This is a genomic window from Nocardioides ferulae, assembly GCF_003660455.1.
In the GTDB taxonomy this organism is placed as follows: domain Bacteria; phylum Actinomycetota; class Actinomycetes; order Propionibacteriales; family Nocardioidaceae; genus Nocardioides; species Nocardioides ferulae.
In genome coordinates this window covers 87,047-110,957 of sequence record NZ_QZVR01000019.1, presented here as the reverse complement: position 1 = coordinate 110,957, position 23,911 = coordinate 87,047, and the positions used below count along the sequence as shown (strand labels likewise).

29 protein-coding genes and 2 tRNA genes are annotated in these 23,911 nt (G+C 73.4%); 15 read left to right on the top strand and 16 right to left on the bottom strand.

All coding sequences use genetic code 11. The features are described from left to right. Positions 1-127: 127 nt before the first annotated feature. Complete coding sequence (locus tag D6B71_RS17875; protein ID WP_121257614.1) at positions 128-1,138, top strand: phospholipase D-like domain-containing protein; 1,011 nt, start codon at positions 128-130, stop codon at positions 1,136-1,138. Between the two features lie 457 nt (positions 1,139-1,595). Here the strand turns inward: D6B71_RS17875 and D6B71_RS17870 are convergent. Further along, positions 1,596-1,689 (bottom strand) — tRNA-Ser (locus D6B71_RS17870). Positions 1,690-1,762: 73 nt separating this feature from the next. Further along, a complete protein-coding gene (locus D6B71_RS17865; RefSeq protein WP_126688309.1) occupies positions 1,763-2,251 on the bottom strand; it encodes a hypothetical protein in 489 nt (162 codons plus the stop codon). 116 nt (positions 2,252-2,367) lie between these two features. Here D6B71_RS17865 and D6B71_RS17860 point away from each other — a divergent pair, with 116 nt between their 5' ends. Both D6B71_RS17860 and D6B71_RS17855 read left to right on the top strand, forming a co-directional pair. Further along, on the top strand, positions 2,368-2,838 hold the full coding sequence (locus tag D6B71_RS17860) for a hypothetical protein (RefSeq protein ID WP_121257571.1): 471 nt from the start codon (positions 2,368-2,370) through the stop codon (positions 2,836-2,838). 53 nt (positions 2,839-2,891) lie between these two features. Then, positions 2,892-2,979: transfer RNA gene (locus tag D6B71_RS17855), tRNA-Ser, on the top strand. 5 nt (positions 2,980-2,984) lie between these two features. Here D6B71_RS17855 and D6B71_RS17850 read toward each other — a convergent pair. The 3 genes from D6B71_RS17850 to D6B71_RS17840 are packed head-to-tail and all read right to left on the bottom strand — an operon-like array spanning position 2,985 to position 5,165. Then, positions 2,985-3,224, bottom strand: a complete 240-nt coding sequence (locus tag D6B71_RS17850) for a biotin/lipoyl-binding carrier protein (protein WP_121257569.1) — start codon at positions 3,222-3,224, stop codon at positions 2,985-2,987. 58 nt (positions 3,225-3,282) lie between these two features. After that, complete coding sequence (locus D6B71_RS17845; RefSeq protein WP_121257567.1) at positions 3,283-4,344, bottom strand: hypothetical protein; 1,062 nt, start codon at positions 4,342-4,344, stop codon at positions 3,283-3,285. 11 nt (positions 4,345-4,355) lie between these two features. Next, entirely contained in the window at positions 4,356-5,165 is an 810-nt protein-coding gene (locus tag D6B71_RS17840) for a carbon-nitrogen hydrolase family protein (protein WP_121257565.1), read from the bottom strand. 57 nt (positions 5,166-5,222) lie between these two features. On the opposite strand from D6B71_RS17840, the gene mobA reads away from it, so the two are divergent. From mobA to D6B71_RS17820, 4 genes are all read left to right on the top strand, one after another. After that, a complete protein-coding gene (mobA, locus tag D6B71_RS17835) occupies positions 5,223-5,795 on the top strand; it encodes a molybdenum cofactor guanylyltransferase (protein ID WP_121257563.1) in 573 nt (190 codons plus the stop codon). An 83-nt stretch (positions 5,796-5,878) separates the two neighbouring features. Then, a complete protein-coding gene (locus tag D6B71_RS17830; RefSeq protein WP_121257561.1) occupies positions 5,879-6,202 on the top strand; it encodes a DUF6457 domain-containing protein in 324 nt (107 codons plus the stop codon). A gap of 45 nt (positions 6,203-6,247) precedes the next feature. Further along, a complete protein-coding gene (locus D6B71_RS17825) occupies positions 6,248-7,225 on the top strand; it encodes an NAD(P)H-quinone oxidoreductase (RefSeq protein WP_121257559.1) in 978 nt (325 codons plus the stop codon). Positions 7,226-7,280: 55 nt separating this feature from the next. After that, a complete protein-coding gene (locus D6B71_RS17820) occupies positions 7,281-7,874 on the top strand; it encodes a bacterial proteasome activator family protein (RefSeq protein ID WP_121257557.1) in 594 nt (197 codons plus the stop codon). A 53-nt stretch (positions 7,875-7,927) separates the two neighbouring features. Here the strand turns inward: D6B71_RS17820 and D6B71_RS17815 are convergent, their stop codons facing one another. From D6B71_RS17815 to serS, 5 genes are read right to left on the bottom strand one after another with little or no spacing between them, the layout of a single operon-like run. Further along, entirely contained in the window at positions 7,928-8,518 is a 591-nt protein-coding gene (locus tag D6B71_RS17815; RefSeq protein WP_126688308.1) for a hypothetical protein, read from the bottom strand. A 22-nt stretch (positions 8,519-8,540) separates the two neighbouring features. Beyond that, the gene (locus D6B71_RS17810; RefSeq protein ID WP_121257553.1) at positions 8,541-9,365 is read right to left on the bottom strand and encodes an HAD family hydrolase; all 825 of its coding nucleotides are present in this window, start codon (positions 9,363-9,365) and stop codon (positions 8,541-8,543) included. Next, positions 9,362-9,868, bottom strand: coding sequence for a GNAT family N-acetyltransferase (locus tag D6B71_RS17805; RefSeq protein WP_240641528.1), 507 nt, complete (start codon positions 9,866-9,868; stop codon positions 9,362-9,364). Before D6B71_RS17805 ends, D6B71_RS17810 begins: the two co-directional genes overlap by 4 nt. Beyond that, positions 9,865-10,782, bottom strand: a complete 918-nt coding sequence (locus D6B71_RS17800) for an HAD family hydrolase (RefSeq protein WP_121257549.1) — start codon at positions 10,780-10,782, stop codon at positions 9,865-9,867. The genes D6B71_RS17805 and D6B71_RS17800 overlap by 4 nt, the downstream gene beginning before the upstream one ends. Beyond that, positions 10,779-12,050 (bottom strand): serine--tRNA ligase, encoded by a 1,272-nt coding sequence (serS, locus tag D6B71_RS17795; protein WP_121257547.1) that lies wholly within the window; start codon positions 12,048-12,050, stop codon positions 10,779-10,781. The genes D6B71_RS17800 and serS overlap by 4 nt, the downstream gene beginning before the upstream one ends. A gap of 188 nt (positions 12,051-12,238) precedes the next feature. Between serS and D6B71_RS17790 the strand changes: the two genes are divergently transcribed. Further along, on the top strand, positions 12,239-13,813 hold the full coding sequence (locus D6B71_RS17790) for a bifunctional phosphatase PAP2/diacylglycerol kinase family protein (protein WP_240641527.1): 1,575 nt from the start codon (positions 12,239-12,241) through the stop codon (positions 13,811-13,813). A gap of 10 nt (positions 13,814-13,823) precedes the next feature. Here D6B71_RS17790 and D6B71_RS17785 read toward each other — a convergent pair whose 3' ends face one another. Then, the gene (locus tag D6B71_RS17785) at positions 13,824-14,222 is read right to left on the bottom strand and encodes a DUF4446 family protein (RefSeq protein ID WP_240641526.1); all 399 of its coding nucleotides are present in this window, start codon (positions 14,220-14,222) and stop codon (positions 13,824-13,826) included. Between the two features lie 23 nt (positions 14,223-14,245). On the opposite strand from D6B71_RS17785, the gene D6B71_RS17780 reads away from it, so the two are divergent. The 5 genes from D6B71_RS17780 (at position 14,246) to D6B71_RS17760 (ending at position 18,664) form a co-directional block, all read left to right on the top strand. Continuing rightward, positions 14,246-15,100, top strand: a complete 855-nt coding sequence (locus D6B71_RS17780) for a prephenate dehydratase (protein WP_121257543.1) — start codon at positions 14,246-14,248, stop codon at positions 15,098-15,100. Positions 15,101-15,103: 3 nt separating this feature from the next. Then, positions 15,104-15,712, top strand: coding sequence for a TMEM165/GDT1 family protein (locus D6B71_RS17775; protein ID WP_121257541.1), 609 nt, complete (start codon positions 15,104-15,106; stop codon positions 15,710-15,712). A gap of 25 nt (positions 15,713-15,737) precedes the next feature. After that, on the top strand, positions 15,738-17,009 hold the full coding sequence (locus D6B71_RS17770; protein ID WP_121257539.1) for an arginine deiminase: 1,272 nt from the start codon (positions 15,738-15,740) through the stop codon (positions 17,007-17,009). A 126-nt stretch (positions 17,010-17,135) separates the two neighbouring features. After that, entirely contained in the window at positions 17,136-17,540 is a 405-nt protein-coding gene (locus D6B71_RS17765) for a Crp/Fnr family transcriptional regulator (protein ID WP_121257537.1), read from the top strand. 8 nt (positions 17,541-17,548) lie between these two features. After that, entirely contained in the window at positions 17,549-18,664 is a 1,116-nt protein-coding gene (locus D6B71_RS17760; RefSeq protein WP_240641525.1) for an adenylate/guanylate cyclase domain-containing protein, read from the top strand. A gap of 36 nt (positions 18,665-18,700) precedes the next feature. Here D6B71_RS17760 and D6B71_RS17755 read toward each other — a convergent pair whose 3' ends face one another. From D6B71_RS17755 to D6B71_RS17745, 3 genes are all read right to left on the bottom strand, one after another. Further along, entirely contained in the window at positions 18,701-19,654 is a 954-nt protein-coding gene (locus D6B71_RS17755) for a DUF5926 family protein (protein WP_121257535.1), read from the bottom strand. 20 nt (positions 19,655-19,674) lie between these two features. After that, positions 19,675-20,505: a glycerophosphodiester phosphodiesterase gene (locus D6B71_RS17750; protein WP_121257608.1), complete on the bottom strand. Its 831-nt coding sequence runs from the start codon at positions 20,503-20,505 to the stop codon at positions 19,675-19,677. 229 nt (positions 20,506-20,734) lie between these two features. Next, positions 20,735-20,989 carry a hypothetical protein gene (locus D6B71_RS17745; RefSeq protein ID WP_121257533.1) on the bottom strand — a complete coding sequence of 85 codons (255 nt, stop codon included), beginning with the start codon at positions 20,987-20,989 and terminating at the stop codon, positions 20,735-20,737. 115 nt (positions 20,990-21,104) lie between these two features. Between D6B71_RS17745 and D6B71_RS17740 the strand changes: the two genes are divergently transcribed. Together D6B71_RS17740 and D6B71_RS17735 are read left to right on the top strand one after the other, a co-directional pair. After that, positions 21,105-21,971: an Fpg/Nei family DNA glycosylase gene (locus D6B71_RS17740; RefSeq protein ID WP_121257531.1), complete on the top strand. Its 867-nt coding sequence runs from the start codon at positions 21,105-21,107 to the stop codon at positions 21,969-21,971. A 165-nt stretch (positions 21,972-22,136) separates the two neighbouring features. Beyond that, complete coding sequence (locus D6B71_RS17735) at positions 22,137-22,472, top strand: rhodanese-like domain-containing protein (RefSeq protein ID WP_121257529.1); 336 nt, start codon at positions 22,137-22,139, stop codon at positions 22,470-22,472. A gap of 90 nt (positions 22,473-22,562) precedes the next feature. Here the strand turns inward: D6B71_RS17735 and D6B71_RS17730 are convergent, their stop codons facing one another. Together D6B71_RS17730 and aat are read right to left on the bottom strand one after the other, a co-directional pair. Next, positions 22,563-23,078, bottom strand: a complete 516-nt coding sequence (locus D6B71_RS17730; RefSeq protein WP_121257527.1) for a hypothetical protein — start codon at positions 23,076-23,078, stop codon at positions 22,563-22,565. A gap of 13 nt (positions 23,079-23,091) precedes the next feature. Then, positions 23,092-23,820 (bottom strand): leucyl/phenylalanyl-tRNA--protein transferase, encoded by a 729-nt coding sequence (gene aat / locus D6B71_RS17725; RefSeq protein WP_240641524.1) that lies wholly within the window; start codon positions 23,818-23,820, stop codon positions 23,092-23,094. Positions 23,821-23,911: the final 91 nt, after the last annotated feature.

Sequence of the window (23,911 nt, the reverse complement as noted above, 5' to 3'; positions counted from 1 at the left end):
GGTCGCGTCCGTGCTGTGACGCGATCGCCAGGAGGGCTTCGTCCACTGTGGGCGGAGCCCTCCTGCCGTCTGTGGGAACATGACGGTGCTCGGGGTCCTGATCGCGGGGGAGGCCGAAAGGGGAGTCGTGTCCGAGTACGGCCCGGAGGAGCGCGCGCTCTTCGAGCAGGAGGCGAGCGCGCTCTACGAGGAGGTGCTCACCGCCGGTGGGCTTCCCGTCGACGACAAGCGACTCGCCGACGGCGCCCCGCAACGCCCTGCCTTCGACCTTCTGGTGCGGCTCGGGCTGCTGCGTCGCGACCGCGACACCGACACCTGGGTCGCCGAGGACCCCACCGGCAGCCAGGCACGGGTGATCACCCCGCTCGGCCGGGAGGGGGCTCGCCTGATCGAGGAGTCCTCGAGCTGGGCGCACGCGTTCGACGCGGTGACGCAGGCCTGGCGGCGGGCGCCGCAGGCCTCCGAGCGCGGCCCGTTCACCTATCTGCACGCCGAGGCCATCGACCCGTTCCTGGCAGCACTGACAGCGGAATGCCAAGAGGAGGCCCTCACTGCGCAGCCGCAGACCGGGCGCGACCTGCGACTACTGCCCACGGGCATCCTCCGCGACACCGCGCTGCTCGAGCGCGGCGCGAAGATCCGCACGCTCTACCAGCACAGCGCCCGCCGCAGCAGCGCCACCCGACAGTACGTCGCCGAGGTGACGGCGCGCGGCGGAGAGGTGCGCACGCTCGACGAGTTCTTCAACCGGATGATCGTCTTCGACCGGCGGGTCGCGGTGATCCCCAGCGGCGAGGACCTCAGCGTCGCCCTGGCGATCCGCGAGCCGTCGGTGGTCGCCTACCTGGTCGACGTCTTCGAGCGCAGCTGGGAGCGCGCACGGCCGTTCACCAGCCGCGAGATCTCCCTGATGAAGGACATCGCCGCCGAGCAGCGCGCGATGACGCTGCGGATGCTGATCGAGGGCCACCCCGATCCGGTCTCCGCCAAGCGGCTCGGGGTCAGCCCCCGCACCTACGCCGGCTATGTCGCCGACCTGAAGGAGGAGTTCGAGGCCGAGACCCGATTCCAGCTCGGCTACACCATCGGCCAGCGGGGGCTGTCCGGCAACGAGGACACCCACGACGACGACGCGTGACCCGGACACAGCACGAGGGCAGCGACCCTCAGGTCACTGCCCTCGTGTGTTCGAGACGGGCCGGGGGATGGGCACTGGACCGGACAAGTGGGGGAGTCGGGCCCTCGTCTCGAAGCAGGTGGCGTCAGGCGGTCACTTCCCGCCGTTGACGATGCGGTAGCCCCACGTGGTGTCGGCGTGGGCAGGTGCGGAAATCCCGAGAAGGCCGAGGCTCATGGTCCCAGCGAGGAGTGCGATAGCAACCTTCCGTGCGATGTTCATAGTCCTCTACCTTCGAAGTCCTGCGGGCCGCGGGCGGGCCCTGTTGACATGAGTTTCAAGCACCTGCCGAGATCGCGTGGGGGAACGGCTGCCTCATGAAATTGCATTGCACATTCCTGCAGTCCAGTCGCTGACATGGCCGCGCCGGGGCCGGGAACGGCACCGGCCCCCATCCGTGCGGATGGGGGCCGGTGGCTGGCGGAGGCGGAGGGATTTGAACCCTCGATGGGGTTTTAGCCCCAAACCCGCTTAGCAGGCGGGCGCCATAGACCGGACTAGGCGACGCCTCCTCGACAGCGCAGCAAGGCTACAAGGCCGGACCGGGCCACGACCAATCAGGCACCCCGGAGACCGGTCGGCGACTCACAGCGGGCGCGATCCGCTGCCCCTGCGCAGGCGCTCGCGCAGCTCCCGCACGAACTGCTCGCGATCCACGGCGAGCGCCTCGACGGGGACGGTCGTGGCGCCGTCGTCGCCGAGTCTCAACACCACGCACGGGATCCCGTTCGGCGAGGCCGTGACCACCTCCTGCACCTGCCGCCAGGACGCCTCGCGCACGCCGGCGCCACGCACGAACCGGACCCGATAGCCCTCGTCGCTGAACCGGACGACGTACGCGCGCGAGCGCAGGTACCAGCCCAGGGTGAGCACGCCGGCCACGCCCAGCACCAGGACGACGACCAGCAGGTCGCCGTTGAGGTCGGCGGCGGCGACCACCGCGGTGGCCGCGAACATCACGACCGCGAGCAGCAGCAGCGCGGCACCGACGAAGCGCGCGGCCACCGGCGGTGCCATCCGATAGTCGGTGGGGTGAGCATCGGGCCCTGAGGTGGAGTCGGGGACAGCGGGCATACCCCAGATTGAACAAGACCGCCCTGTCGGCCAGGTCACCCACCCTTGCCGCGAGCCGTTCCGGGGGTCACACTCGGGAGAACCGGCGCGCGCCGTGCCCAGCCCAGGAGGTCGCCATGACCACTGACATGACGTTCCAGGCCAGCGGCTGCACGGGATCGGTCCCCGATCCGGACACACTGCCCGCACCCGCCCGCGCGCTCCTCGCGGACCTGCTCCCCGGGGCCCCCTCCCAGATCGCGGCGCTCGCCGAGCTGCTCGACCGGCCCGCGACCGGCGCCGCCGAGTCCGGCCAGTGGCGGTGGGAGGTGCGCCGCCGGCTCGGCGCCGTCCACGAGCTGTTGGCCCGCGAGGCCGACCCTGCCGCGGGCACCTGGCTGGCGGCCCGTGGCGGCAGCGTCCTGCGCCAGCGAGCCGCACTGCTGGCCCGGGTTCGGACCCTGGCCGGCGTACTGGTCGACGAGGGCGATCCGCGGCAGCTGCGCCACGAGGTGCTCCGCCTCAGCTTCGACCTGGTGCACCACGCCCAGCGGGTGCGCGACCTCGCCTACGACGAGATCGAGCTCGAGCTGGGCGGCTCCGAGTAGGCGGTCGGCTTAGACTCCCCTGCGTGGAGCCGGGCCTCGCCGCCCGGTCCCACGGAGGGGTGCCGGAGTGGCCTATCGGAACCGCCTTGAAAGCGGTCGTAGGGAGACCTACCGCGGGTTCGAATCCCGCCCCCTCTGCCAGTGGCTCACATCCGGGTGGGCTCCAGCTGCACCAGCACGTCGCCCTCCTGCACGACGTCGCCGGCGGCGACCTTGACCGCGCTGACCGTGCCGGCCGCCTCGGCGATCACCGGGATCTCCATCTTCATCGACTCCAGCAGCGCCACCGTGTCGCCCACCTCGACCCGGTCGCCGGGCGCGACCGTCACCACCAGCACGTTCGCGACCATCTCCGCGACCATCTCGGTGTGCTGCGCGCGTGCCATGGATGCGAACCTAGCCGTTACCGCGAGGTACGCCGAACGGCCGGCGCGGTGGGTGCTCTCAGGCCAGTGCGTGGTGCCGGGGTGGCTCGGGCCGGACGGCCGCGGCCTCCTCGGCCCGGCGCGAGCGGCGGCCACGCGACCCGGACACCGCCAGGTCGAGCCGGATCAGCAGGTAGCCGATGAACAGACCGACGACCAGCCCGTAGCCGACCGAGAGTGCCGCCTCGACCCGGGTGATGCCGGGGTTGACCAACGCGTTGGCCACCGGGGTCGCCGCCGCCACCCCGAACGCGCACACCCACCAGCCCTGCCGGCGCCGGGCCCGCATATGGCAGCCCCACGCCAACGCGGGGACCCCCACCAGGGCCTCGATCGGGCGGGGGAACGCCCCCAGGTTCTCCCGGCTCCAGACCACACCGTCGAAGAGACGACCGGTGAGCCCGGGGGTGCCGTAGCGGCGCAGCAGCTCGGCGTAGGCGACGATCACCGCCAGCGCGAGGCTGCCGACGACCACCGCGATCAGGCCGCGGCGACCGAGGCCGTGCAGCCCGGCGCCGAGCTGGTGGACGGTGACCAGCGCCCAGCCGAGCGACAGCGCGAGGGTGACGTGCTCGAAGCGGGCCAGGGTGAGCGCGGGCTCGAACCCGACCGTGGCGAGCGCCCCGACCGCCGCGACCAGCACCGCCACCGTGCACTCGCGGGCGGCCTGCCAGAACCGCACCGCCGGCACCGTGACCATCACCGCCAGCACGGCGCTGACCGAGCAGGTGAGCACGGCCGCGCCGGAGCGCAGCGCGTCGCGATCCACGACCAGCACCGCGACGCCGAGCGTGAGCGCGAGCGCGCCGAACACCACCGGTCGGCCACCGCCCCGTGCGGCGAGCGCGACCGTGTAGGCCGTCGCCACCGTGACCGCGCCCGCGCCGCCGAGCAGCTCGGGCCCGACCGGCACCATCCGGGCCACCAGTGCCGCCGTGCCGAGGGCGACGACGACCGACCACACGACCACGGCCGCGCGGGAGCCGGCGAACGCCTCGGCCCGCGCCGTCGACCGGTCCCGCCAGCGCCGCCACACCGGCGGCGGCTTCTCGGCGCGGCGTCGGGGACGGGAGCGAGGCACGACGCTGAAGGTTACAGTCGCCGGTTGGCCAGCGAAGGGTTGGTGCGCCGGGCCGTGACCAGCGCCTCGCGGGTCAACGTCGCGGTCACGGTGGCCGGCCCGTCGCCGGCCTCCGCGAGCACGTCGCCGAGCGGGTCGACGACCATGGAATGGCCGGTGTAGCGCGGCCCCGGCTGGCCAGCCGCCACCACGAAGACCGTGTTCTCGATCGCCCGGGCCCGCACCAGCGTGCGCCAGTGGTCGACCTTGCGCGGACCGGCGACCCAGGCCGCCGGGACCACCAGCACCTCGGCTCCCCGATCGACCAGTGCCCGCGCCAGCTCGGGGAACCGCAGGTCGTAGCAGGTCATCAGCCCGACCGCGAAGCCCCCGACCTCCACCACGACCGGGTCGGGGTCACCCGCGGTCAGCCGGTTGGACTCGCGGTAGCCGAAGGAGTCGTAGAGGTGCACCTTGCGGTACGCCGCGCGGGCGGCGCCGCGCACCAGCAGCGTGTTGAACGGCCGGGCCGGGTCGGCGCCGGTCTCGAACATGCCGGCCACCACCGTGGTGTCGCGGGCCGTGGCCACCGCCTCGAGCTCGGCGTCGAACGGCCCGCCCAACGGCTCGGCGTGGCCGCTCACGTCGGAGCCCGCCTCGCCGAAGTCGCGGGCGAACGCCTCGGGGAGCACGACGAGGTCGGTCGCGTCGGGGCAGAGGTCGGCCAGCCGGGCCCGGTTCTCGGCCGGGTCCAGCCCGGACGCCGCCTGGACCGCGGCCACCCGGAGAGCGGAGCCGGCCGGGCGCGAGGACGCCTGCGTCGTGGTCGTGGGCCCGGTCATGGGCCCAGTGTGCCGTGCCCTGCCCACGCACCGCGGCCGCGGTGCGAGACTGAGCCGGTGGAACTCTCTCCCGGTGCCACGGGGTACGCCGCCGTGGTGTTGGCCGGTGGCACGGCTGCGCGCCTGGACGGCGTCGACAAGGCCGCGATCGAGCTGGCCGGGCGCACCCTGCTCGCGCACGCCCTCGACGCGGTGATCGACGCGGTGGAGGTGGTCGTGGTCGGCGACCCGGTGCCCACAGACCGCCCGGTCACGTTCACTCGTGAGGACCCCCGCCACGGTGGCCCGGTGGCCGGGCTGTTGACCGGCGTCGACGCGCTGCTGCGGCGGCCGGTCACCGTCGCGGTGCTCGCGGTCGACATGCCGTTCCTCACGGCGGCGACGTTCCGGCGGCTGCACGAGGCCACGCCCGGCCACGACGGGGCGGTGCTGGTGGCGCCCGACGGGAGGCGCCAGCTCGCGTTGGTCGTCGACCGGGGTCGGCTGGACGCGGTGCGGCCCGACCGCGAGGGCCAGCACGGGATGCCGCTGCACCGGCTGCTCGCCGGGCTGGACCTCGCCGAGGTCGCCGCGGCCGGCCGGGAGCACCGCGACGTCGACACCTGGACGGATCTGCGCGACCTCCAGTGAGCGAGCGTGGGTGAGCGTCGTCTCATCAAGCCGAGGGCGGGATCGGTTGCCGGGCCGGGCGGTGGTTGTGCGAGTCTGGCCTCGTGAACCTGCACGACTGGATCGACGAGCTGAGCGACGTCCTCGACATCGACACCGAAGTGGACGAGGGGCTCCTGAGCGACCTCACCAAGGCCGCCGCGGAGAACGTCGAGCGTCCGGCCGCACCGGTGACCGCCTACCTCCTCGGCTACGCCGCCGGCGCGCGTGACGCCGACCCGGAGACCGTCGAGGCCTTGGCAGCGCGCGCGCAGGCGCTCGCCGAGCAGTGGGACCGCCCCGCGAACGCGCCCGACCCCATCGACGTGGACGACGAGGTCCCCGACGACAGCGGTGTCGACCACACCGGAGACCGGTTCGACGACTGACCATCGCCCGGGGTGGCCTGGGAGCCACGCCCTAAGGTGACCGGCATGCGCGCCGTCATCGCCGACGGGACCGGCGGTCCCGAGATCCTGTCCGTCGCCGAGGTCCCCGACCTGCAACCTGGCCCCGGCGAGGTGCTCGTCGACACCGCCGCCACCGCGGTGAACCGGGCCGACCTGCTGCAGCGTCAGGGGTTCTACCCACCCCCGCCCGGGGCCTCGGAGGTGATCGGGCTGGAGTGCAGCGGCACCATCGCCGCGCTCGGCGAGGGCGTCACCGGCTGGTCGGTCGGCGACCAGGTCTGCGCGCTGCTCGCGGGCGGCGGCTACGCCTCACAGGTCGCGGTGCCTGCGGGCCAGCTGATGCCGGTGCCCGCCGGCGTCGACCTGGTCACCGCGGCGGCGCTGCCCGAGGTCGCCTGCACGGTCTGGTCCAACGTCTTCATGGTCGCCGCCCTCCAGCCCGGCGAGACCCTGCTGGTGCACGGTGGCGCCGGCGGGATCGGCACGCTCGCGATCCAGCTCGCGGCGGCCCTCGGGTCACGGGTGATCACCACCGCGGGTTCCGCCGAGAAGCTCGAGGCATGCGCCGCGCTGGGCGCGGAGGTGACCATCGACTACCGCGAGCAGGACTTCGTCGCGGAGGTGGCGGCGGCCACCGACGGGCGCGGCGCCGACGTGATCCTCGACAACATGGGCGCGAAGTACCTCCCCCGCAACGTCGAGGCGCTCGCCACCGAGGGCCGGCTGGTGATCATCGGCATGCAGGGCGGCACCAAGGGCGAGCTCGACATCGCCCGGCTGCTGGCCAAGCGCGGAGCGGTCATCGCGACCTCACTGCGGGCGCGACCGGTCGGCGAGAAGGCGGCCATCTGCGCCTCGGTCGTCGAGCACGTCTGGCCGCTGGTCGCCGAGGGGCGGGTGCGGCCGGTCGTGCACGGCACGATGCCGCTGGAGCAGGTCGCCGACGCACACCGGCTGATGGCCGACAGCGGCCACATCGGCAAGATCGTGCTCACCGTCTGACCATCCGTGGCGTGCGCCGGCCCGAGGTCACCAAGGCATGGATAGGTTTGGATCCATGAGCGAGAAGCCGGACGAGCAGGAGCAGCAGGTCGTCATCATCGGCCCCGACGGCCAGCCGATGGGCTCGGTGCCCGCATCCGCCCTCCGGGTCTCCTCAGACGACGACGGCGACGGGGGCTCCGACGACGAGCGCGCCATCACCGACCTGGTCGAGCAGCCGGCGAAGGTCATGCGCATCGGCAGCATGATCCGTCAGCTGCTCGAGGAGGTGAAGGCCGCGCCTCTGGACGAGGCCAGCCGCAACCGGCTGCGCGACATCCACCGTGCCTCGATCAAGGAGCTCGAGGAGGGCCTGGCCCCCGAGCTGGTCGAGGAGCTAGACCGCCTCACGCTGCCGTTCACCGACGAGGGCACCCCCTCCGACGGCGAGCTGCGCATCGCCCAGGCTCAGCTGGTGGGCTGGCTCGAGGGGCTCTTCCACGGCATCCAGACCGCGATCTACGCCCAGCAGATGGCCGCGCGCGCCCAGATCGAGCAGATGCGCCGCGGCCTGCCCCAGGGGATGCTCGGCCAGCAGCCCGGTCAGCCGGGGCCCGAGCCGGGCCAGGGCGCGCCACGACCCGGCGAGTCCGGCGGCATGTACCTCTGAGCGGGGTCTCGGCAGACTCGACCACCGGCGGCTCGACCCACCGGTAGCCGCGGTCAGCGGCCGCCCAGGCGGCGTACCAGCAACAGACCGAGCAGGCCGGCGATCACCATCGCCAGCCCCGGAGCGGCGACCCGGGTGAACGTCTCGGGGTCGCCGTCGGCGACAGGCGTGAGCGTCGCGTGGTCCGGGGCGGGCGTGGGCTCGGGCTGCCACTCTCCGAGCTTCGACTCCACCCGCGCGACGAGCGCGCCCGTGGCGACGGCGGTGCCCCCGCAGCTGTTGACCCGCCACGAGCTCGCGGAGCCGTCTGCGAAGAACAGCACGTCCCGGTCGAGCGGCAGATCCGGCAGACCGCACACCGAGGAGTCCGCAGCGGTGCTCACCTCGACGGTGTCGTCGACGGTGCCCTGGTAGACCCGGTCGACCTCCACCCGGTAGACCAGCCGGCGCTCACCGGGCACCCGCTCCGGCCGCTCCACGATCACCCCTTGGAAGACCGCGTCGGCGTCCTCGGCGTGCTGGGCGACGGTCGCCGACTTGCAGCTGCAGGCGTACGCCGCGGGGGCGGGGCCGATCACGAGGGCCCCGGCGAGCAGGACGAGGGCGGCGAGCAGACGTGCGGCGAGCGGAAGCACAGGGGGCATCACAGCAGACCATCCCACCAGATCACAGGCCGAACACCTCAGCCAGGACCTTCGCGACACCGTCGTCGTCGTGTCCGGGAGCGATGTGGCTGGCCGCGGCGGTGACCGTCGGGTGGGCATCGGCCATCGCGTAGGCGGTGCCGGCCCAGCTGAGCATCGGCAGGTCGTTGGGCATGTCGCCGAAGGCCAGCACCTCGCCGGCCGCGACGCCCAGGTCGCGGCAGAGCAGCTCCAGCGTGGTCGCCTTGGTGACCCCGGGGCCGCTGATCTCCAGCAGCGTCGTCGACGACGACCAGGTGATCACCAGCCGACCGAGCAGGATCTCCTCGGCGAGGTCCCAGAACTCCTGCGGCGACAGCTCCTCGTGCCGGGCCAGGAGCTTGAGCACGGGCTCGGCCACCAGCTCTTCCAGTGGTCCCCGGCGAGCCCCGTCTGGCACCTGGTAGCGCTCCCGGAACTGCGGTTCGAGGGCGATGCCGTGGTCGCCCTCGACGGCGTACGCCGTGCCGGGCACGGCCTCGCGCAGCTCGCGGCAGACCTCGAGCACCAGCTCCGCGGGGATCGGGCGGGTCAGCCGGGCGGCGTCGGCCGCGACGTCCCACACCAGCGCGCCGTTGGAGACGATCGCCAGGCCGTGCTCGCCGACGTAGTCGAAGACGTCGGCCGCCCAGCGCAGCGGCCGGCCGGTGACGAACACGACCGGCACCCCCCGCCGCTCGACCTCGAGGAGCACGTCGCGGGTGTAGTCGGAGACGGTGCCGTCGGAGCGGACCAGGGTGCCGTCGAGGTCGGTCGCGACCAGCCGGGGCAGCCCGGCGCCGTCGGCTGGTCCGGCCGCCGCGGTCATGCGCCCGTCTCGGGGCTGGGGAGCGGACGGGCCATCACCAGGTTGCCGTCCTCGTCGGAGCCGCGCAGGCCGGTGAAGCCGCACTTGGCCAGCACCTTCAGGCTCGCAGCGTTCTCGGGCTGCACCGAGGCGCGCACCCGCACGCCGAGCCGGTCGGTCTCGGCGAGCAGCGCCCGCAGCGCCTCGGTCGCGAAGCCCCAGCCCCAGGCCTCGCGGACCAGCCCGTAGCCGACCTCGGCCTCCGGCACGCCGTCGTCGGCGGGCTCGGGCGGCCCGAAGAACCCGATCGAGCCCAGGGCGGTGCTGCCGCGGACGATGTGCCGTGGGCCCCAGGGGTCCCCGTCGTGCCACAGAGTCGCCACGTCACGGTCGTCGGGGCGCGGGTAGTCGCGGTGCCAGTGCGGATGGTGCTCGCCGCCCAGGATCGCGGCCACGTCGGCGGCGGTCCACAGCGGCAGCCGCAGCCGCTCGGTGGCCACCATCGGCGGGGGTCCGCCGCTCACCCGGCGTCCCGCACAGGCCCGGCGTCGTCCAGGTCGGTCGCGTCGGCCGGTGGGAACCAGCGGTCCAGCTCGTCGGCGACGCCGTCCTCGTAGACGCTGGCGGTGACCGCGTCGGCGACGTCGAGCACCGGCTGGATCGCCTGCCCCATCGCCACGCCGCGCCGCGCCCAGGTGAGCATCTCGATGTCGTTGCGCCCGTCGCCCATCGCCAGCACGTCGTCGCGGGTCAGGCCGAGCCGCTCCGCGACGTAGGCCAGCCCCGAGGCCTTGTCGACGCCGACCGGGGCCAGGTCGAGCCAGGCGGTCCAGCCGACGACGTAGTTGGTGCCGTGCAGGCCGAGGTCGCGGGCCATCTCGACGAACTCGTCGGCGGTCGAGGCGGGGTCGCGGATGATCACACGGCTGACCGGACCGGCCACCAGCTCGTCGATCTCGGTGAGGATCATGTCCCCGGACAGCTCCCCGTCGGGGAACGGGGCGTTGACCCGGTAGCCGACGCCGCGCTCCTCGACCGCGACCAGCGCGGCGGGGTGCCGCCGGAGGATCGCGTGCACCGCGGGCCGGGCGTCGAAGGTCTCCTCGTGCACGACCTCGAGGGGTGGGTAGCGCGAGACGACGGCACCGTTGCTGGAGACCACCCACAGCCGGTCGCCCGCCCCACCGTGCAGGTCGAGCAGGTCGGCCACCGTGGTCATGCCGTGCGGCGAGCGGCCGCTGGCCAGCACCACGTGGGCGCCGGCGGCGAGCGCGCGGTGCACCGCGTCGTAGACCCGCGGTGAGATCTCCTCGTGGGTCATGCCGGCGCCCTCGACCCACTTCAGCAGGGTGCCGTCGATGTCGAGCGCCACCAGGCGCGGGCGCCAGTCGTCGTCCGGGGCGGGGAGACGCTCCGGTGCCGGTCGTGGGTCGGTCACGGTCGCGTCACCGGCTCCAGGACCTCGCGCCCGCCCAGGTAGGGCCGCAGCGCCTCGGGCACCCGCACCGACCCGTCGGCCTGCTGGTGGGTCTCGAGGATCGCCACGATCGCCCGGGGGATCGCGCAGAGGGTGCCGTTGAGGGTGGCCAGCGGCTTGGTGCCGTCGGGGAACCGGCCCCGGATGTCGAGCCGGCGGCTCTGGAACTCGGTGCAGTTCGAGGTTGAGGTCAGCTCGCGGTAGCGCCCCTGGGTGGGGATCCACGCCTCGCAGTCGAACTTGCGCTGCGCCGAGAGGCCGAGGTCGCCCGCGGCGGTGTCGATCACCCGGTAGGACAGCTCGAGCTTGTCGAGGAACCGCTTCTCGAGGCCCAGCAGCCGCTGGTGCTCGGCGAAGGACTCCTCGAGCGTCGTGTAGACGAACATCTCGACCTTGTCGAACCAGTGCACCCGGAAGATGCCGCGGGTGTCCTTGCCGTGCGAGCCGGCCTCCTTGCGGAAGCACGGGCTGAACGCCGCGTAACGCAGCGGCAGGCTCTCGGCGTCGAGGATCTCGTCGGAGTGGTAGGCCGCCATCGGCACCTCGGAGGTGCCGACGAGGTACATCTCCTGGCCCTCGATGCGGTAGACGTCGTCGGCGGCCTGGCCGAGGAAGCCGGTGCCCTCCATCGCCCGCGGCCGCACCATCGACGGAGCGATGACCTGCGTGAAGCCGGTCTCACGGGCCTGGGCCATCGCGAGGTTGACCAGCGCCAGCTCGAGCTCGGCGCCCACGCCGGTGAGGAAGTAGAACCGGGAGCCGGACACCTTGGCGCCGCGCTCGAGGTCGATCGCGCCGAGGATGCGGCCCAGCTCGACGTGGTCGCGTGGCTCGAAGTCGAACTGCGCCGGCTCGCCGACGTGCTCGATGACCGTGTAGTCGTCCTCGCCACCGGCCGGGGCCTCGTCGGCGGCCAGGTTGGGGATCGCCAGCAGCTCGGCCTGCCACTGCTGCTCGGCCTCCGCCTGCTCGGCCTCGGCCGCCTTGACGCCGGCCGCGAGCTCCTTGGTGCGGGCCAGCAGCTGCTGCTTCTCCTCCCCCTGCGCCTTCGCGACCTGCTTGCCGAGCTGCTTCTGCTCCGCGCGGAGCGCCTCGAAGCGGCCGATCGCGGCGCGTCGGGCGGCGTCCGCGGCGACGGCCCGGTCGACGACGTCGGCGGAGAGCCCGCGCTTGGCCTGGGCGGCGCGCACCCGGTCGGGCTCGTCGCGCAGCAGCTTGGGGTCGATCATGGGCCCAGGCTATCGGCCGCCACCTCGCGCCCGCACCGCAGATAGGCCGCGAGAGCGGCCGCGGAGAGGGCGGCCACCGCGCCGCGGATACGGCCACACCGCCCGCGGCGCGGCATACTGACCAGGCCGCCCGCCGGGAGCGCGCACTGCCGGCCAGCCCCGCGGCCGCCGTACCCGAGAGGAGCCGCGTGCTCGACCGCCCACGCCTCGCCCCGCTGGGCGTCGCCGCCCTCTGCTTGATCTCCCTGGCGCTGCTCGCGATGGCCACCACCCAGGGTTGGGCCTCGGTGGCCGAGCTCGACGACCGCGGCGACCCCGCGCAGCGCTGGGCCACCGACGCCGGCTGGCTCTGGCACCCGCTGCGGTGGGTCGAGGTGGTCTTCGGCACCATCGGCATGACCGTGATGACCGCGCTCCTCGGCATCACCATGTGGGTCAAGGGCTACCGCCGCGCCGGGGTGTTCGCCGTCCTCGTGGTCAGCGCCACCGGCCTGGCCACCACGGGCCTGAAGCTCTGGATCGGGCGGGAGCGGCCCGACTGGCAGCACCCCGACTTCGTGCTGAGCTCCAACTCGTTCCCCTCCGGTCACGCCTCCTCGGTCGCCGCCCTCGGCGGAGTGGTGATGCTGCTGGTGCTGATGCTGGTGCGCCGCCGGTCGGTGCGCCGGCTCGCCTACGCCGGCGTTGCCCTGGTGATGCTCGTCGTCTGCCTGGACCGGGTGCTGCTGGGCCGCCACTACCCCAGCGACGTCGTCGGTGGTCTGCTGCTCGGGGTCGGCGTCGTCTTCCTCGGCCTGGCGCTCTACAACCCGCTGCCGGTCACCACCGCGTCGCGGGCCGAGCCGCTGCCCGAGGTCTACGGGCCCAGGCGCCGGCTGGCGATGGTGCTGAACCCGATCAAGGTGGAGGACGTCGGCCAGTTCCGCCACCTCGTCGACTCGATGGCCGCGGAAGCCGGCTGGGCGGAGCCGAGCTGGCACTTCACGACCGTCGAGGACCCCGGCACGGGCATGGCGGCCGCCGCGGCCGCCGACGGCGCGGAGCTGGTGATGGTCTGCGGCGGCGACGGCACGGTGCGCGAGGTGTGCGCCGAGTTGGCCGGCACGGGCATCCCGGTCGGGATCATCCCCGCCGGCACCGGCAACCTCCTGGCCCGCAACCTGGCGATCCCGCTCTACATCCGCTCGGCGATCGACAACGCGCTGCACGGCCAGGACCAGGCCATCGACCTGGTCTCCGTCGGCGGCGACGGCATCGAGGACACCCACTTCATGGTGATGGCCGGCATGGGCTTCGACGCCGCGATCATGGAGGGCGTCAACGAGGACCTCAAGAAGCGCGTCGGCTGGGTCGCCTACGTGGTGTCCGGGCTGAAGTCGCTGATGTTCCCGGCCGTGAAGGTCGAGATCTCCGTCGACGGCGGCGAGTTCACCAAGCACCGCGCCCGCACCGTGGTCGTCGGCAACGTCGGGTTCCTCCAGGCGGGCATGCCGCTGCTGCCCGACGCCGCCATCGACGACGGCCAGCTCGACGTGGTCGTGCTGCACCCGCGCAACTTCCTGGCCTGGATCCCGCTGGCCTGGCGGGTGCTGCTCAAGCGTCCGCACACCGACGACCTGATCAACCGGATGACCGGCGCCACCGTGTCGATCCGGGCCAACATCGACACCCCCCGTCAGCTCGACGGCGACTCGATCGGCCTCGGCCGCGAGCTGCACATGGAGTGCCTGCACGGTCGGGTGCTGGTCCGGGTGCCGCGCTGAGCGACCACCGTCAAGGACGGGCCGCGGCGATGGCCTCGGACTCCTCCGGCGAGAGCTGCTGCTCGCTGGTCCACCCGGCGACGCTCTTGGCGTAGGTGCGCGCCTCGCTGCGCCCGGAGATCGACGTCAGCACCACCCCGTTGCCGGCGTCGTCGAGCAGCGCCAGGGACCAGGACAGGTGCCCGCCCATGTCGCCGAACGCGTCGTACCGGACGACCGCGAGGTGACGCAGGGCGTCGCGCGCCTCCCGGCGCAGCGCGGCGACCTCCTGGCGCAGACCCGGCACGTCCTCGGGGAGCGACTCGGCACCCGGGCGGCGACGGGCGGCGCCCTGCCGGCGCAGGCCGACCACCGCCAGCAGCAGGGCGAGCAGGGCGACCACGAGAGCGAGCACGGCGAGGACCAGCACGCCCCCGACACTAAACTCCAGGCGTGAACGCCTCGCGACGCATCGCCTATCAGGGCGAGCCCGGCAGCAACTCCCACATGGTGTGCATGCAGCACTACCCCGACTGGGAGACCCTGCCGTGCGCGTCGTTCGAGGACGTCTTCGCCGCGGTCGAGACCGGCGAGGCCGACCTGGCGATGATCCCGATCGACAACTCGATCGCCGGCCGGGTGGCCGACATCCACCACTTCCTGCCCAGCTCGGGTCTCTACATCATCGCCGAGCACTTCCTGCGCATCCGGTTCCACCTGATGGGGCTGCCGGGCGCCTCGCTCGACGGCGTCCACACCGTACGCAGCCACGTGCACGCCCTGGGCCAGTGCCGGCGGGTGATCCGCGAGCACGGCCTCACCGCGGTGATCTCCGGCGACACCGCCGGCGCGGCTCGCGAGGTCGCCGAGGGCGGCGACCCCGGCGTCGCGGCGATCTCGCCGCCGCTGGCCGCCGAGACCTACGGGCTGGAGGTGCTGGCCGAGGACGTCGAGGACGAGGAGCACAACACCACCCGGTTCGTGGTGCTCTCCCGCGACCTGGTGCACGCCGCGGCCGACAACGGCCCGGTCGTCACCAGCTTCATCTTCAACGTGCGCAACCTGCCGGCCGCGCTCTACAAGGCGCTGGGCGGGTTCGCCACCAACGGCGTCAACATGACCAAGCTCGAGAGCTACATGGTCGGCGGCGAGTTCGCGGCCACCCAGTTCCTGGCCGAGGTGGACGGCCACCCCGACCACGTCGGGGTGAAGCGGGCCCTGGAGGAGCTGCAGTTCTTCACCACCGAGGTGAAGGTGCTGGGCGTCTACCCGGCCGATGCGTTCCGCGAGCGCAGTCGTAGCGTCTGAGCCGTGGATCTCGCCGTCATCGCGCTGACCTTCGGCGCCATCTTCCTCGTCGAGCTGCCCGACAAGACGTTCCTGGCGACGCTGGTCCTGTCGACGAAGTACCGCCCCGTGCTGGTCTGGCTGGGCGTCGGGCTCGCCTTCGCGCTCCAGGTCACCTTGGCGGTGGCCCTGGGGCAGGTGGTCTCGTTCCTGCCCGACGAGGTGGTCAAGGGCGCCGCCGCGCTGCTGTTCCTGTTCGGTGCGGTGCTGCTCTTCCGGGAGGGCCGCGGCCACCACGAGGCCGCGCAGGAGGCGGCCGAGCAGGAGGACGAAATCGCGGCGAAGGCCACCGACGCGAGCGGCTGGCGCGCCGTGCTGGCCTCGTTCCTGGTGCTCTTCGCCGCCGAGTGGGGCGACCTGTCGCAGCTGCTGACGATCTCGCTGGTCGCCAAGTACGGCGAGCCGGTGAGCGTGTGGGCCGGCGCCCTGGCCGCGCTGCTCACGGTCAGCGGCCTCGCGGTCCTGGTCGGGCGCGCGCTGCTGAGGTGGCTCAAGCTGCACGTGCTGCACTACGCCGGGTCGGCGGTGTGCCTGCTGCTCGCGGCGCTGACGGTCGTCGAGCTGGTCCGCTGATCCACCGGGCTCCTAGGCTCGGTGGATGACCACCGACAGCAGCTCTGCTCCGGCCGACGACCGTTCCCTCGGCGTGGACAGCGAGGTGGGGCGGCTGCGCACGGTGCTGCTGCACCGGCCCGGCCCCGAGCTGCAGCGCCTCACCCCGCGCAACAACGACCGGCTGCTGTTCGACGGGATCCCCTGGGTGGCGCGCGCCCAGGACGAGCACGACGCGTTTGCCGAGGCGCTGCGCGCCCGGGGCGTCGAGGTGCTCCACCTGACCGGTCTGCTCACCGAGGCGCTCGCCGCCCCCGCCGCTCGGGACGAGGCGATCCGCACCGCGCTCGCCGGCCTGCACCTCGGGACGACGCTGCGCGGCCACCTCACCGGGTTCCTCGCCGACGCCTCTCCCGAGGAGCTCACCGGGCACCTGACCGCCGGCATCCGCAACGACGAGGTCCGCGGCGGCTTCGGGCTGGTCACCTCGCTGCTGGCCAGCGACGACTTCGTCGTCGACCCGCTGCCGAACCTGCTGTTCACCCGCGACTCCAGCGTCTGGTTCCGCGACCGGGTCGCGATCACCTCGCTGGCGATGCCGGCCCGGACGCGCGAGACCCAGCTGACCGAGCTGATCTACACCCACCACCCCCGGTTCGCCGGCGTCGCCGCCCTACACGGATGGCGCCACGAGCACGTCGAGGGCGGCGACGTGCTGCTGCTGGCCCCCGGCGTGGTGGCCGTGGGCGTCGGCGAGCGGACCACGCCGGCCGGCGCCGAGCAGCTGGCCCGGGAGGTGTTCGCCGCCGGGCTGGCCCACACGGTGCTGGCGGTGCCGATCGCCCAGCAGCGGGCGACCATGCACCTCGACACCGTGTGCACGATGGTCGACGCCGACAAGATCGTGATGTACCCCAACGTCGCCGACGCGCTCCAGGCCTACGCCGTCACCCCGGCAGACGGCCCCGACGCGGCCGTGGCCGCCGATCCGGACGGGGACCGCCTCACGCTGCGGGTCGCCGAGGCCGAGCCGTTCCTGGTCGCCGCGGCGAAGGCGATGGGCATCGACACGCTGCACCAGATCGACACCGGCCTGGACCCGGTCACCGCGGAGCGGGAGCAGTGGGACGACGGCAACAACACCCTGGCGCTCGCGCCCCGGGTCGCCGTGGCCTACGAGCGCAACATCGAGACCAACCGGCGCCTGGAGGAGGCCGGCATCGAGGTGGTCCGGATCGCCGGGTCCGAGCTGGGCTCCGGTCGCGGCGGCCCGCGCTGCATGAGCTGCCCCATCGCCCGCGACCCGCTGCCCGGCTGACCCGACCGGCGTACCTGCGCGACCACTGGATCGTTGGGTCGGCGACACCGGGCCCCCGGATGCGCCACGATAGGCGGGTCCGGCGTCCTCTTCCGCAACACCGAACCAGCAAGGAAGGCACACGGCATGGCGGTCTCGTTCTTCGACGCGTTCACTCCCGAGGAGGTGGCGCGGATCAGCGCCTCCGGCACCCGGGTCCACCTGCCGCAGGGCTGGGCTCCGATCTCGGAGCAGACGCCGGCCGACAAGGCCTACGTGATCCTCGACGGGACCGTCTCGGTCCGCCAGCACGGCCAGGAGATCGCGCAGCTGGGCCCCGGTGACATCGTCGGCGAGGCCGCGATCATGAACCACACCCTGCGCACCGCCTCGATCGTGGCGCTCACGCCGCTGGAGCTGATCCACTTCACCTCCGACACGCTGCGGCGCCTCAATGTCGAGATGCCGAAGTTCCACGAGGCGCTCGAGGCGGTCGTCCGCGACCGGGTCGCGCCGGCCGCCGACCCCGGCACCGAGTCCGACCGAGCCTGAGCGCTGCGGTGACCGGCGCGCGCGACTCCCAGCCGGAGCTCGCGGGCGCCCTGGAGGCGGTCGAGGAGACGCTGCTCGGGTCGCGCCCACACCTGACCCGGGGCGAGGTGGCCGCGCTGGCGGGCGTCCCGATCCAGCAGGCCGAGCAGCTGTGGCGGCTGCTCGGCTTCCCCCACGCCGCGGACGACGACCGCGCGTTCACCGAGTCCGACGTGCAGGCCCTGCGGCTGGCCCGCGACCTGATCCGGCTCGGCGTGATCGGTCCCGACTCGCAGGCCGCGCTGGTGCGCACCTGGGGCCGCTCGTTCGCCCGGCTCGCCGAGTGGCAGACCCGGCTCCTCGCCGACCTGGCCCTCGACCTCGCTCTCGACGCCGAGGTCGACGCCGCCGCGGGCGTCACCTCCCTCGCCGGCGAGGTGCTGCCCCGGCTCGAGGCGCTGCAGGCCTACGCCTGGCGGCGCCACCTCGCCTCCGCCGCCAGCCGGCTGCTCACCGTCGGGCCGACCGCGGCCGGGTCGCTCGGGGTGCCGCTGGCGGTCTGCTTCGTCGACATCGTCGGCTACACCTCGCGCAGCAAGAGCCTCTCCGAGGCCGAGCTGGTCGCCTGGCTCGAACGCTTCGAGAGCGAGGCGACGCTGGTGGTCGTGGAGGCCGGGGGCCGGATCATCAAGACCATCGGCGACGAGGTGCTCTTCGTGGCCGAGGACCCGGTCGGTGCCGCCGAGGCGGCACTGCAGCTCACCGCCCGCGGGCAGGACGACGACGACCCCTTCCCCGCCGTCCGCGCCGGGCTCGCCTACGGCGAGGTGCTCGCCCGGCTGGGCGACGTCTTCGGGCCGGTGGTCAACGTCGCGTCCCGGCTGACCTCGCTGGCCCGGCCGGGCGCCGTGCTCGTCGACCAGGGCGCCTACGAGGTGCTCTCGGGGCTCACCTTCGACGACGTGCCGGGCGAGCCGACCGGCACCGCCGAGCCCGGGGCGAGCCTGGTGCCGGAGGCCGCCGGTGAGCCCGCCGGACCCGACGCCGCGCCCGAGGCCGCAGCGACGTACCGCTTCCGGCGGCTGCGGCGCACCTCGGTCAAGGGCTATGCGAAGCTGCCGGCCTGGGTGCTGCGTCCGGCCTGACGACGCGGCGCCGGGGCCGTGGGGTGACGGGTCGCGTCAGCGGATCGTGACTTGGCGGTTGGCCAGGCCGTTGCGGGCCGAACGCTGCTCGGCGGTCAGCGGCGAGTCGTCCGCCAGCGCGGCCGCCAGGTCGGCGGCGAACCGCTCGGCCGGCTCCTCGAGCGCCTCCGGGCCGGTGCCGAGCGGCAGGTCCCACACCGGCGCCAGCAGCCCGTGGGCCCGGAACATGCCGACCAGCCGGGCGCCCTCGACGATGACGTCCTGACCGGCCGCGTGCACCCGCGCCAGCGCGTCGAGCAGCTGGTCCTCGGGCTCGGGCATCACCCAGCGCAGGTGCTCCTTGGTGCCGACGTCGGTCCAGTACGCCGCCTCGACCGAGGTCAGCCGCGCGGTCGGCGTCGCGGCGGCGTTGGCCTGCTCGAGCGCACCCTCCATGCCGGTGGTGTCCTCGACGTCGGAGAGCCAGTAGTCGAACCCCTCGTGCACGCTCACCTCGAGCCGGTCACCGGTCAGGAGGTCCTGCAGCCGGGGCCCCTCGCCGGGCGGGTCGGTGAGCCCGACGATGCCCGGCTCGGAGTCGAACGCCTTGAGCAGCACGGCGCCGAGGTCGCGGGCCGGGTCGCCGAAGTTGTGCTGCACCTGCAGGCCCAGCCAGATCTCGCCGCTGTCGCGGACCATCGCCGGGGCGGCCATCGGCAGCAGCGTGCACAGCCGGACCACCCGGGACGGGTCGGGAGCGGCGTCGGAGAGCGTGAGCGGGGCCGTCGCGGCCGGCACCAGCTCGCGCAGCGCGACCACGTCGCACTCCGACGGCATCCCCTGGAACGGGCGGGCCACGAACGCGGCCGGTGCCCCGCCCGGAGCGCCGTGGCAGGCCTTGTAGCGCTTGCCCGAGCCGCACGGGCAGGGCTGCCGCGGGCCGACCTCGCCGGGAGTGCCGGTGGTGCCGTCGGTCAGGTCACGAGCCTTGGTGCGGGAGCGCTTCGCCATGCCGCGAACCTACCGAACGCTCATCGGCGCCGGTCGAGGAGGCGACGGATGTGCGCGGGGCGGTCGCTGATCACCGCGGTGACCCCGAGGTCGAGGCACAGCTCGAGGTCGGCGGCGGTGTTGACCACCCACACGTGCATCTCGTGACCCGACTCGACGATCTTGCGGCCCAGCCTCGGATGCTCGCGAAGCTCCTCGATCCCGGGCCCCACGAGCCAGTCGGGGCCGATCACCCGGCGCAGCATCGGCCAGAGCGGGGCGTGCTCGATCAGCATCACCAGCGGCAGCCCCGGCGCGAGCCGCTCGACCCGCTGCAGCGCGCTGTAGGAGAAGCTCATCACCCTCGCCGGGGAGCCGGCCCGGTCCCACCCGAAGTCGCGCAACGTCTCGACCAGCCGCTTCTCGACCAGGCCGCCGTAGCGGGTCGGGTGCTTGGTCTCGATCGCGATCTGGACCGGCCGGTCGTAGTCGGCGACGGTCTCGCACAGCTTGCGCAGGGTGAGCACCCGGTCGAGGGTCTCGTCTCGGTCGGGCGCCTCGTCGTCGAGGTCTGCCCACGGGTGCTTCCAGGAGGCCACGTCGAGCTCGGCCAGCTCGGCCAGCTCCATCGTGGACACCACGCCACGGGAGCTGGCGACCCGGCGCAGGTCGCGGTCGTGCACGCAGACCAGGTGCCCGTCGGCGGTGAGCCGCACATCGCACTCGAGCGCCTCGGCACCCTCGTCGAGGGCGGCGACGTACGCCGCGAGCGTGTGCTCGGCCTCGTCGTGGCTGGCACCGCGGTGGGCGACCACCTGCGGCCGCGGCCCGTCGTGGGGCCCGGCCTGCGCGGACGCTCGCTCGGGGGTCATCCGCGAGGGGGTACCCGGCCGCTGCCGGCCCACACGGCGCGACCGGTCGACGCCGGAGTCCCGGCCGCTCCTGGCGTCCTTGCTCATCGGCTCATCGGCTCATCGGCTCATCGGCTCATCGTCGGCTGCCACCGCCACCCCTCCAGCGTCTCACCACCGCCTCACCGGGACCGCAGGAACCGGCCCAAGAACGGCACGGTGAACGCCACACTGCCCGCTCGTCGCGGCGTCAGGCCCCGTGCGCCAGCCGGCGGTGGGTGAGGGCCTCGGCGTACGCCCGGTCCAGGCCGGTGCGGAGCACGTCGATGAACTCCGGCACGTCGTCGACGGCCAGCCGGAAGGAGCCGGCGCAGACGTTGTCGCGCCACAGCGACAGCACGACCAGGCCCGACTCGTGGTGCCAGGAGACCCTCAGGGCACGGTCGGTGCCACGGGCGTCGAGGAAGATCGACCCCGTCTCGGGCAGCGGCCGCGCGGTCGGCATGGATCCATCATGCGCCCGGCCCGGGCATCTGTCACCGGATCGGCGGTCGCGGCCGGGTCGGCTTCAGCTCGGTCGACGGATGTGCCCCGGCTCGGAGCCTCCTACACTGACCGTCGTGCCCGAGCTGCCCGAGGTGGAAGCCCTGGCCCTCGACCTGCGGGGCCGGCTCGACGGGCGCGCGATCGTCAAGGTCCACGTGGCCGCGATCAGCGCGCTGAAGACCTTCGACCCGCCGCTGACGGCGCTCGAGGGAGCGCTGGTCGACGACGTCACCCGGCACGGCAAGTTCCTCGACGTCCACACCTCCGCCGCCCACCTCGTGCTGCACCTGGCCCGCGCCGGCTGGGTGCGCTGGCGCGACGAGGTTCCGACGCTGCCGCCGAAGCCCAGCACCAAGTCCACGCTGGCGGTCCGGGTGGTCCTCGACGACGGGTCCGGGCTCGACATCACCGAGGCCGGCACCCGCAAGAGCCTGGCGATGTATCTCGTGCACGACCCCCACGACGTGCCCGGCATCGCCAGCCTGGGGCCCGACCCGCTCACCGACGACTTCACCGTCGAGACGCTCCGCGAGATCCTCACCCGCGAGGGCCGCAAGCAGATCAAGGGCGTGCTCCGCCACCAGGGCACGATCGCCGGCATCGGCAACGCCTACTCCGACGAGTTGCTGCACGCCGCCCGGATGTCGCCGTTCAAGCCCGCCGGCAGCCTGACCGACGAGGAGCTGGGGACGCTCTACGCCGCGATCCGCGACGTGCTGGGAGACGCCGTGGCCCGCTCGCGCGGGCTCGCCGCCAGCGAGCTGAAGGGCGAGAAGAAGTCACACCTGGCCGTGCACGGCCGCACCGGCCAGCCGTGCCCCGTCTGCGGAGACACCGTGCGCGAGGTGTCCTTCGCCGACTCGAGCCTGCAGTACTGCCCCACCTGCCAGACCGGCGGCAAGCCGCTGGCCGACCGCCGGCTCTCCAAACTGCTCAAGTAGCGGCGCTCACGCGTCCGACCATCTCGGTCGGCACCGCAGCCGGTCGGAGCACCGACTCTCCTCGAGATCGGGACTCCCGACTCTGCCGCCGGAGCGCCCCGTCACCGATAATGGCGGGATTCTCCGTGTCCTCCGGCAGCCCCCGAACCCCCGACGAGGAGCCCGATGTATCCCGTGCCGACCGTCACGATCGACGGCGTGCCCGAGCCGCTCCCACCGCACGTCAGCATCCTCGACGTCCGGGAGGACCTCGAGTGGGCCCACGCGCACATCGACGGCGCCGTGCACATCCCGCTGATGGAGCTGCCGCAGCGGCTCGCCGAGGTGCCCGACGGCCAGGTCCTGGTCGTCTGCAAGATCGGCGGCCGCTCGGCCCAGGCCGTCGCCTACCTCAACCAGCAGGGGTTGGACGCGGTGAACCTCGACGGCGGCATGCTCGGGTGGGAGGCGGCCGGCCGCCCCATGGTCAGCGAGAGCGGGGCCACCCCGGCGGTCGTCTGACCGCTGGATCCACCTGATCCCTGGCTCCGACCCGCCGGCGGCGGTAGCCGCACCGGCCACCGCCGCCTCACGAGCCGCGTCAGCGCCGGGTCACTCGGCCGTGCCCTCGCTCTCGAGCTCCCCGAGCTCGCCCAGCTCGCTCTCGAGGTCCTCGGGCATCTCCGGCGGCGCGAAGCCCGCGCCGATGTCGTCGGGGCAGGTCTCCATCGAGTAGTTGATGAACGCCTCGAGGTCCTTCTCGTCGTCGGAGCTGAGCTCCTCGCCGAGCTTGTCGAGCTCGTCCTCGGACATGTCGTCCTCGGCCTCGGCGGTGATCTCGACCAGGAGCTCGAAGCCGTTGCGGGCGTCGTCGGCGATGCCTTCGGGGGTGCCGACGTCCGCGAGGTTCTCGACCGCGTCCTTGAGTGCCTTGATCTGGTCCTCGGTGTTCATGTCCTCCTCGACGTCGGGGCTGAACACTCCGGCCACCGCGCCACAGAAGTCCTCCTTCGAGGCGCTCTCGGGCGCGTCCCCGGCGTCGTCGCCGCAGGCCGTCACCGATCCCAGCAGGAGCAGGGCTCCCGCCGCGGCCAGGGTGCGGGTCCTGCGCGGTGCTGCAAGCTTCATCGATTCGTCCTCTTCACGTCGTCGCGGGGTCTTCCCCCAGGTGCCCCGGACCCTGTGCTCCGCCCGAGGCCGCGAACGCTACCGGCAACGGCAGCGGCGTGGCCCGCGAGAGTCGCCGGAGGTAGTCGTCGCGACTGATCTCGACCACCCCGAGGCTGGCCAGGTGCGGGGTGCTCCACTGCACGTCGAGCACCCGCCGGTGCGCGTGCTCGTCGCGCATCAGCTCGACGAGCCCGACCAGCGCCACCTTCGACGCGTCGCGCTCCCGGTGGAACATCGACTCGCCCGCGAACAGGCCGCCGATCGCGACCCCGTAGAGCCCGCCGACCAGCCGCCCGTCGCGCCACGCCTCCACGGAGTGCGCCCACCCCAGGTCGTGCAGCCGCTGGTACGCCGCGCGGATGTCGCGGTCGATCCAGCCGTGCGGCCGCGCGGGGTCGGCGCAGGCGGCCACCACCTCGGCGAACGAGGTGTTCACCCGGATCTCCATGTCACGGACCGAGCGCCGCAGCGACCGGGTCACCCGCAGCCCGGCCAACGGCAGCACCCCGCGGCGTACCGGGCAGAACCAGAACATCGGGTCGCGGCGGGAGCCCGACGGCATCGGGAACAGGCCACGGCGGTAGGCGGCCAGCAGGGTGCCGGGCTCGAGGTCGGCACCGATCGCGACCAGGTCGTCGTCGGCGTCGAACCCGTGCGGGTCGCCGAAGGCCCACGCGGACGGTGGTGGTTCGACGGGCACCCGCCGAAGGTAACCGAGACGCGGCAGCGGATCGGTTGTCGGTGGTCGGTGAGGGGCGCGCCAGCGGACCTCACGTCGGTGGTCGAGCAAG

Coding starts and splice junctions, on each gene's coding strand:
- D6B71_RS17865 (WP_126688309.1), bottom strand. CDS start 2,251: ATGCCCGCTGTCCCCGACTCCACCTCAGGGCCCGATGCTCACCCCACC.
- D6B71_RS17860 (WP_121257571.1), top strand. CDS start 2,368: ATGACCACTGACATGACGTTCCAGGCCAGCGGCTGCACGGGATCGGTC.
- D6B71_RS17850 (WP_121257569.1), bottom strand. CDS start 3,224: ATGGCACGCGCGCAGCACACCGAGATGGTCGCGGAGATGGTCGCGAAC.
- D6B71_RS17840 (WP_121257565.1), bottom strand. CDS start 5,165: ATGACCGGGCCCACGACCACGACGCAGGCGTCCTCGCGCCCGGCCGGC.
- D6B71_RS17825 (WP_121257559.1), top strand. CDS start 6,248: ATGCGCGCCGTCATCGCCGACGGGACCGGCGGTCCCGAGATCCTGTCC.
- D6B71_RS17820 (WP_121257557.1), top strand. CDS start 7,281: ATGAGCGAGAAGCCGGACGAGCAGGAGCAGCAGGTCGTCATCATCGGC.
- D6B71_RS17815 (WP_126688308.1), bottom strand. CDS start 8,518: ATGCCCCCTGTGCTTCCGCTCGCCGCACGTCTGCTCGCCGCCCTCGTC.
- D6B71_RS17810 (WP_121257553.1), bottom strand. CDS start 9,365: ATGACCGCGGCGGCCGGACCAGCCGACGGCGCCGGGCTGCCCCGGCTG.
- serS (WP_121257547.1), bottom strand. CDS start 12,050: ATGATCGACCCCAAGCTGCTGCGCGACGAGCCCGACCGGGTGCGCGCC.
- D6B71_RS17770 (WP_121257539.1), top strand. CDS start 15,738: ATGACCACCGACAGCAGCTCTGCTCCGGCCGACGACCGTTCCCTCGGC.
- D6B71_RS17765 (WP_121257537.1), top strand. CDS start 17,136: ATGGCGGTCTCGTTCTTCGACGCGTTCACTCCCGAGGAGGTGGCGCGG.
- D6B71_RS17755 (WP_121257535.1), bottom strand. CDS start 19,654: ATGGCGAAGCGCTCCCGCACCAAGGCTCGTGACCTGACCGACGGCACC.
- D6B71_RS17750 (WP_121257608.1), bottom strand. CDS start 20,505: ATGACCCCCGAGCGAGCGTCCGCGCAGGCCGGGCCCCACGACGGGCCG.
- D6B71_RS17745 (WP_121257533.1), bottom strand. CDS start 20,989: ATGCCGACCGCGCGGCCGCTGCCCGAGACGGGGTCGATCTTCCTCGAC.
- D6B71_RS17735 (WP_121257529.1), top strand. CDS start 22,137: ATGTATCCCGTGCCGACCGTCACGATCGACGGCGTGCCCGAGCCGCTC.
- D6B71_RS17730 (WP_121257527.1), bottom strand. CDS start 23,078: ATGAAGCTTGCAGCACCGCGCAGGACCCGCACCCTGGCCGCGGCGGGA.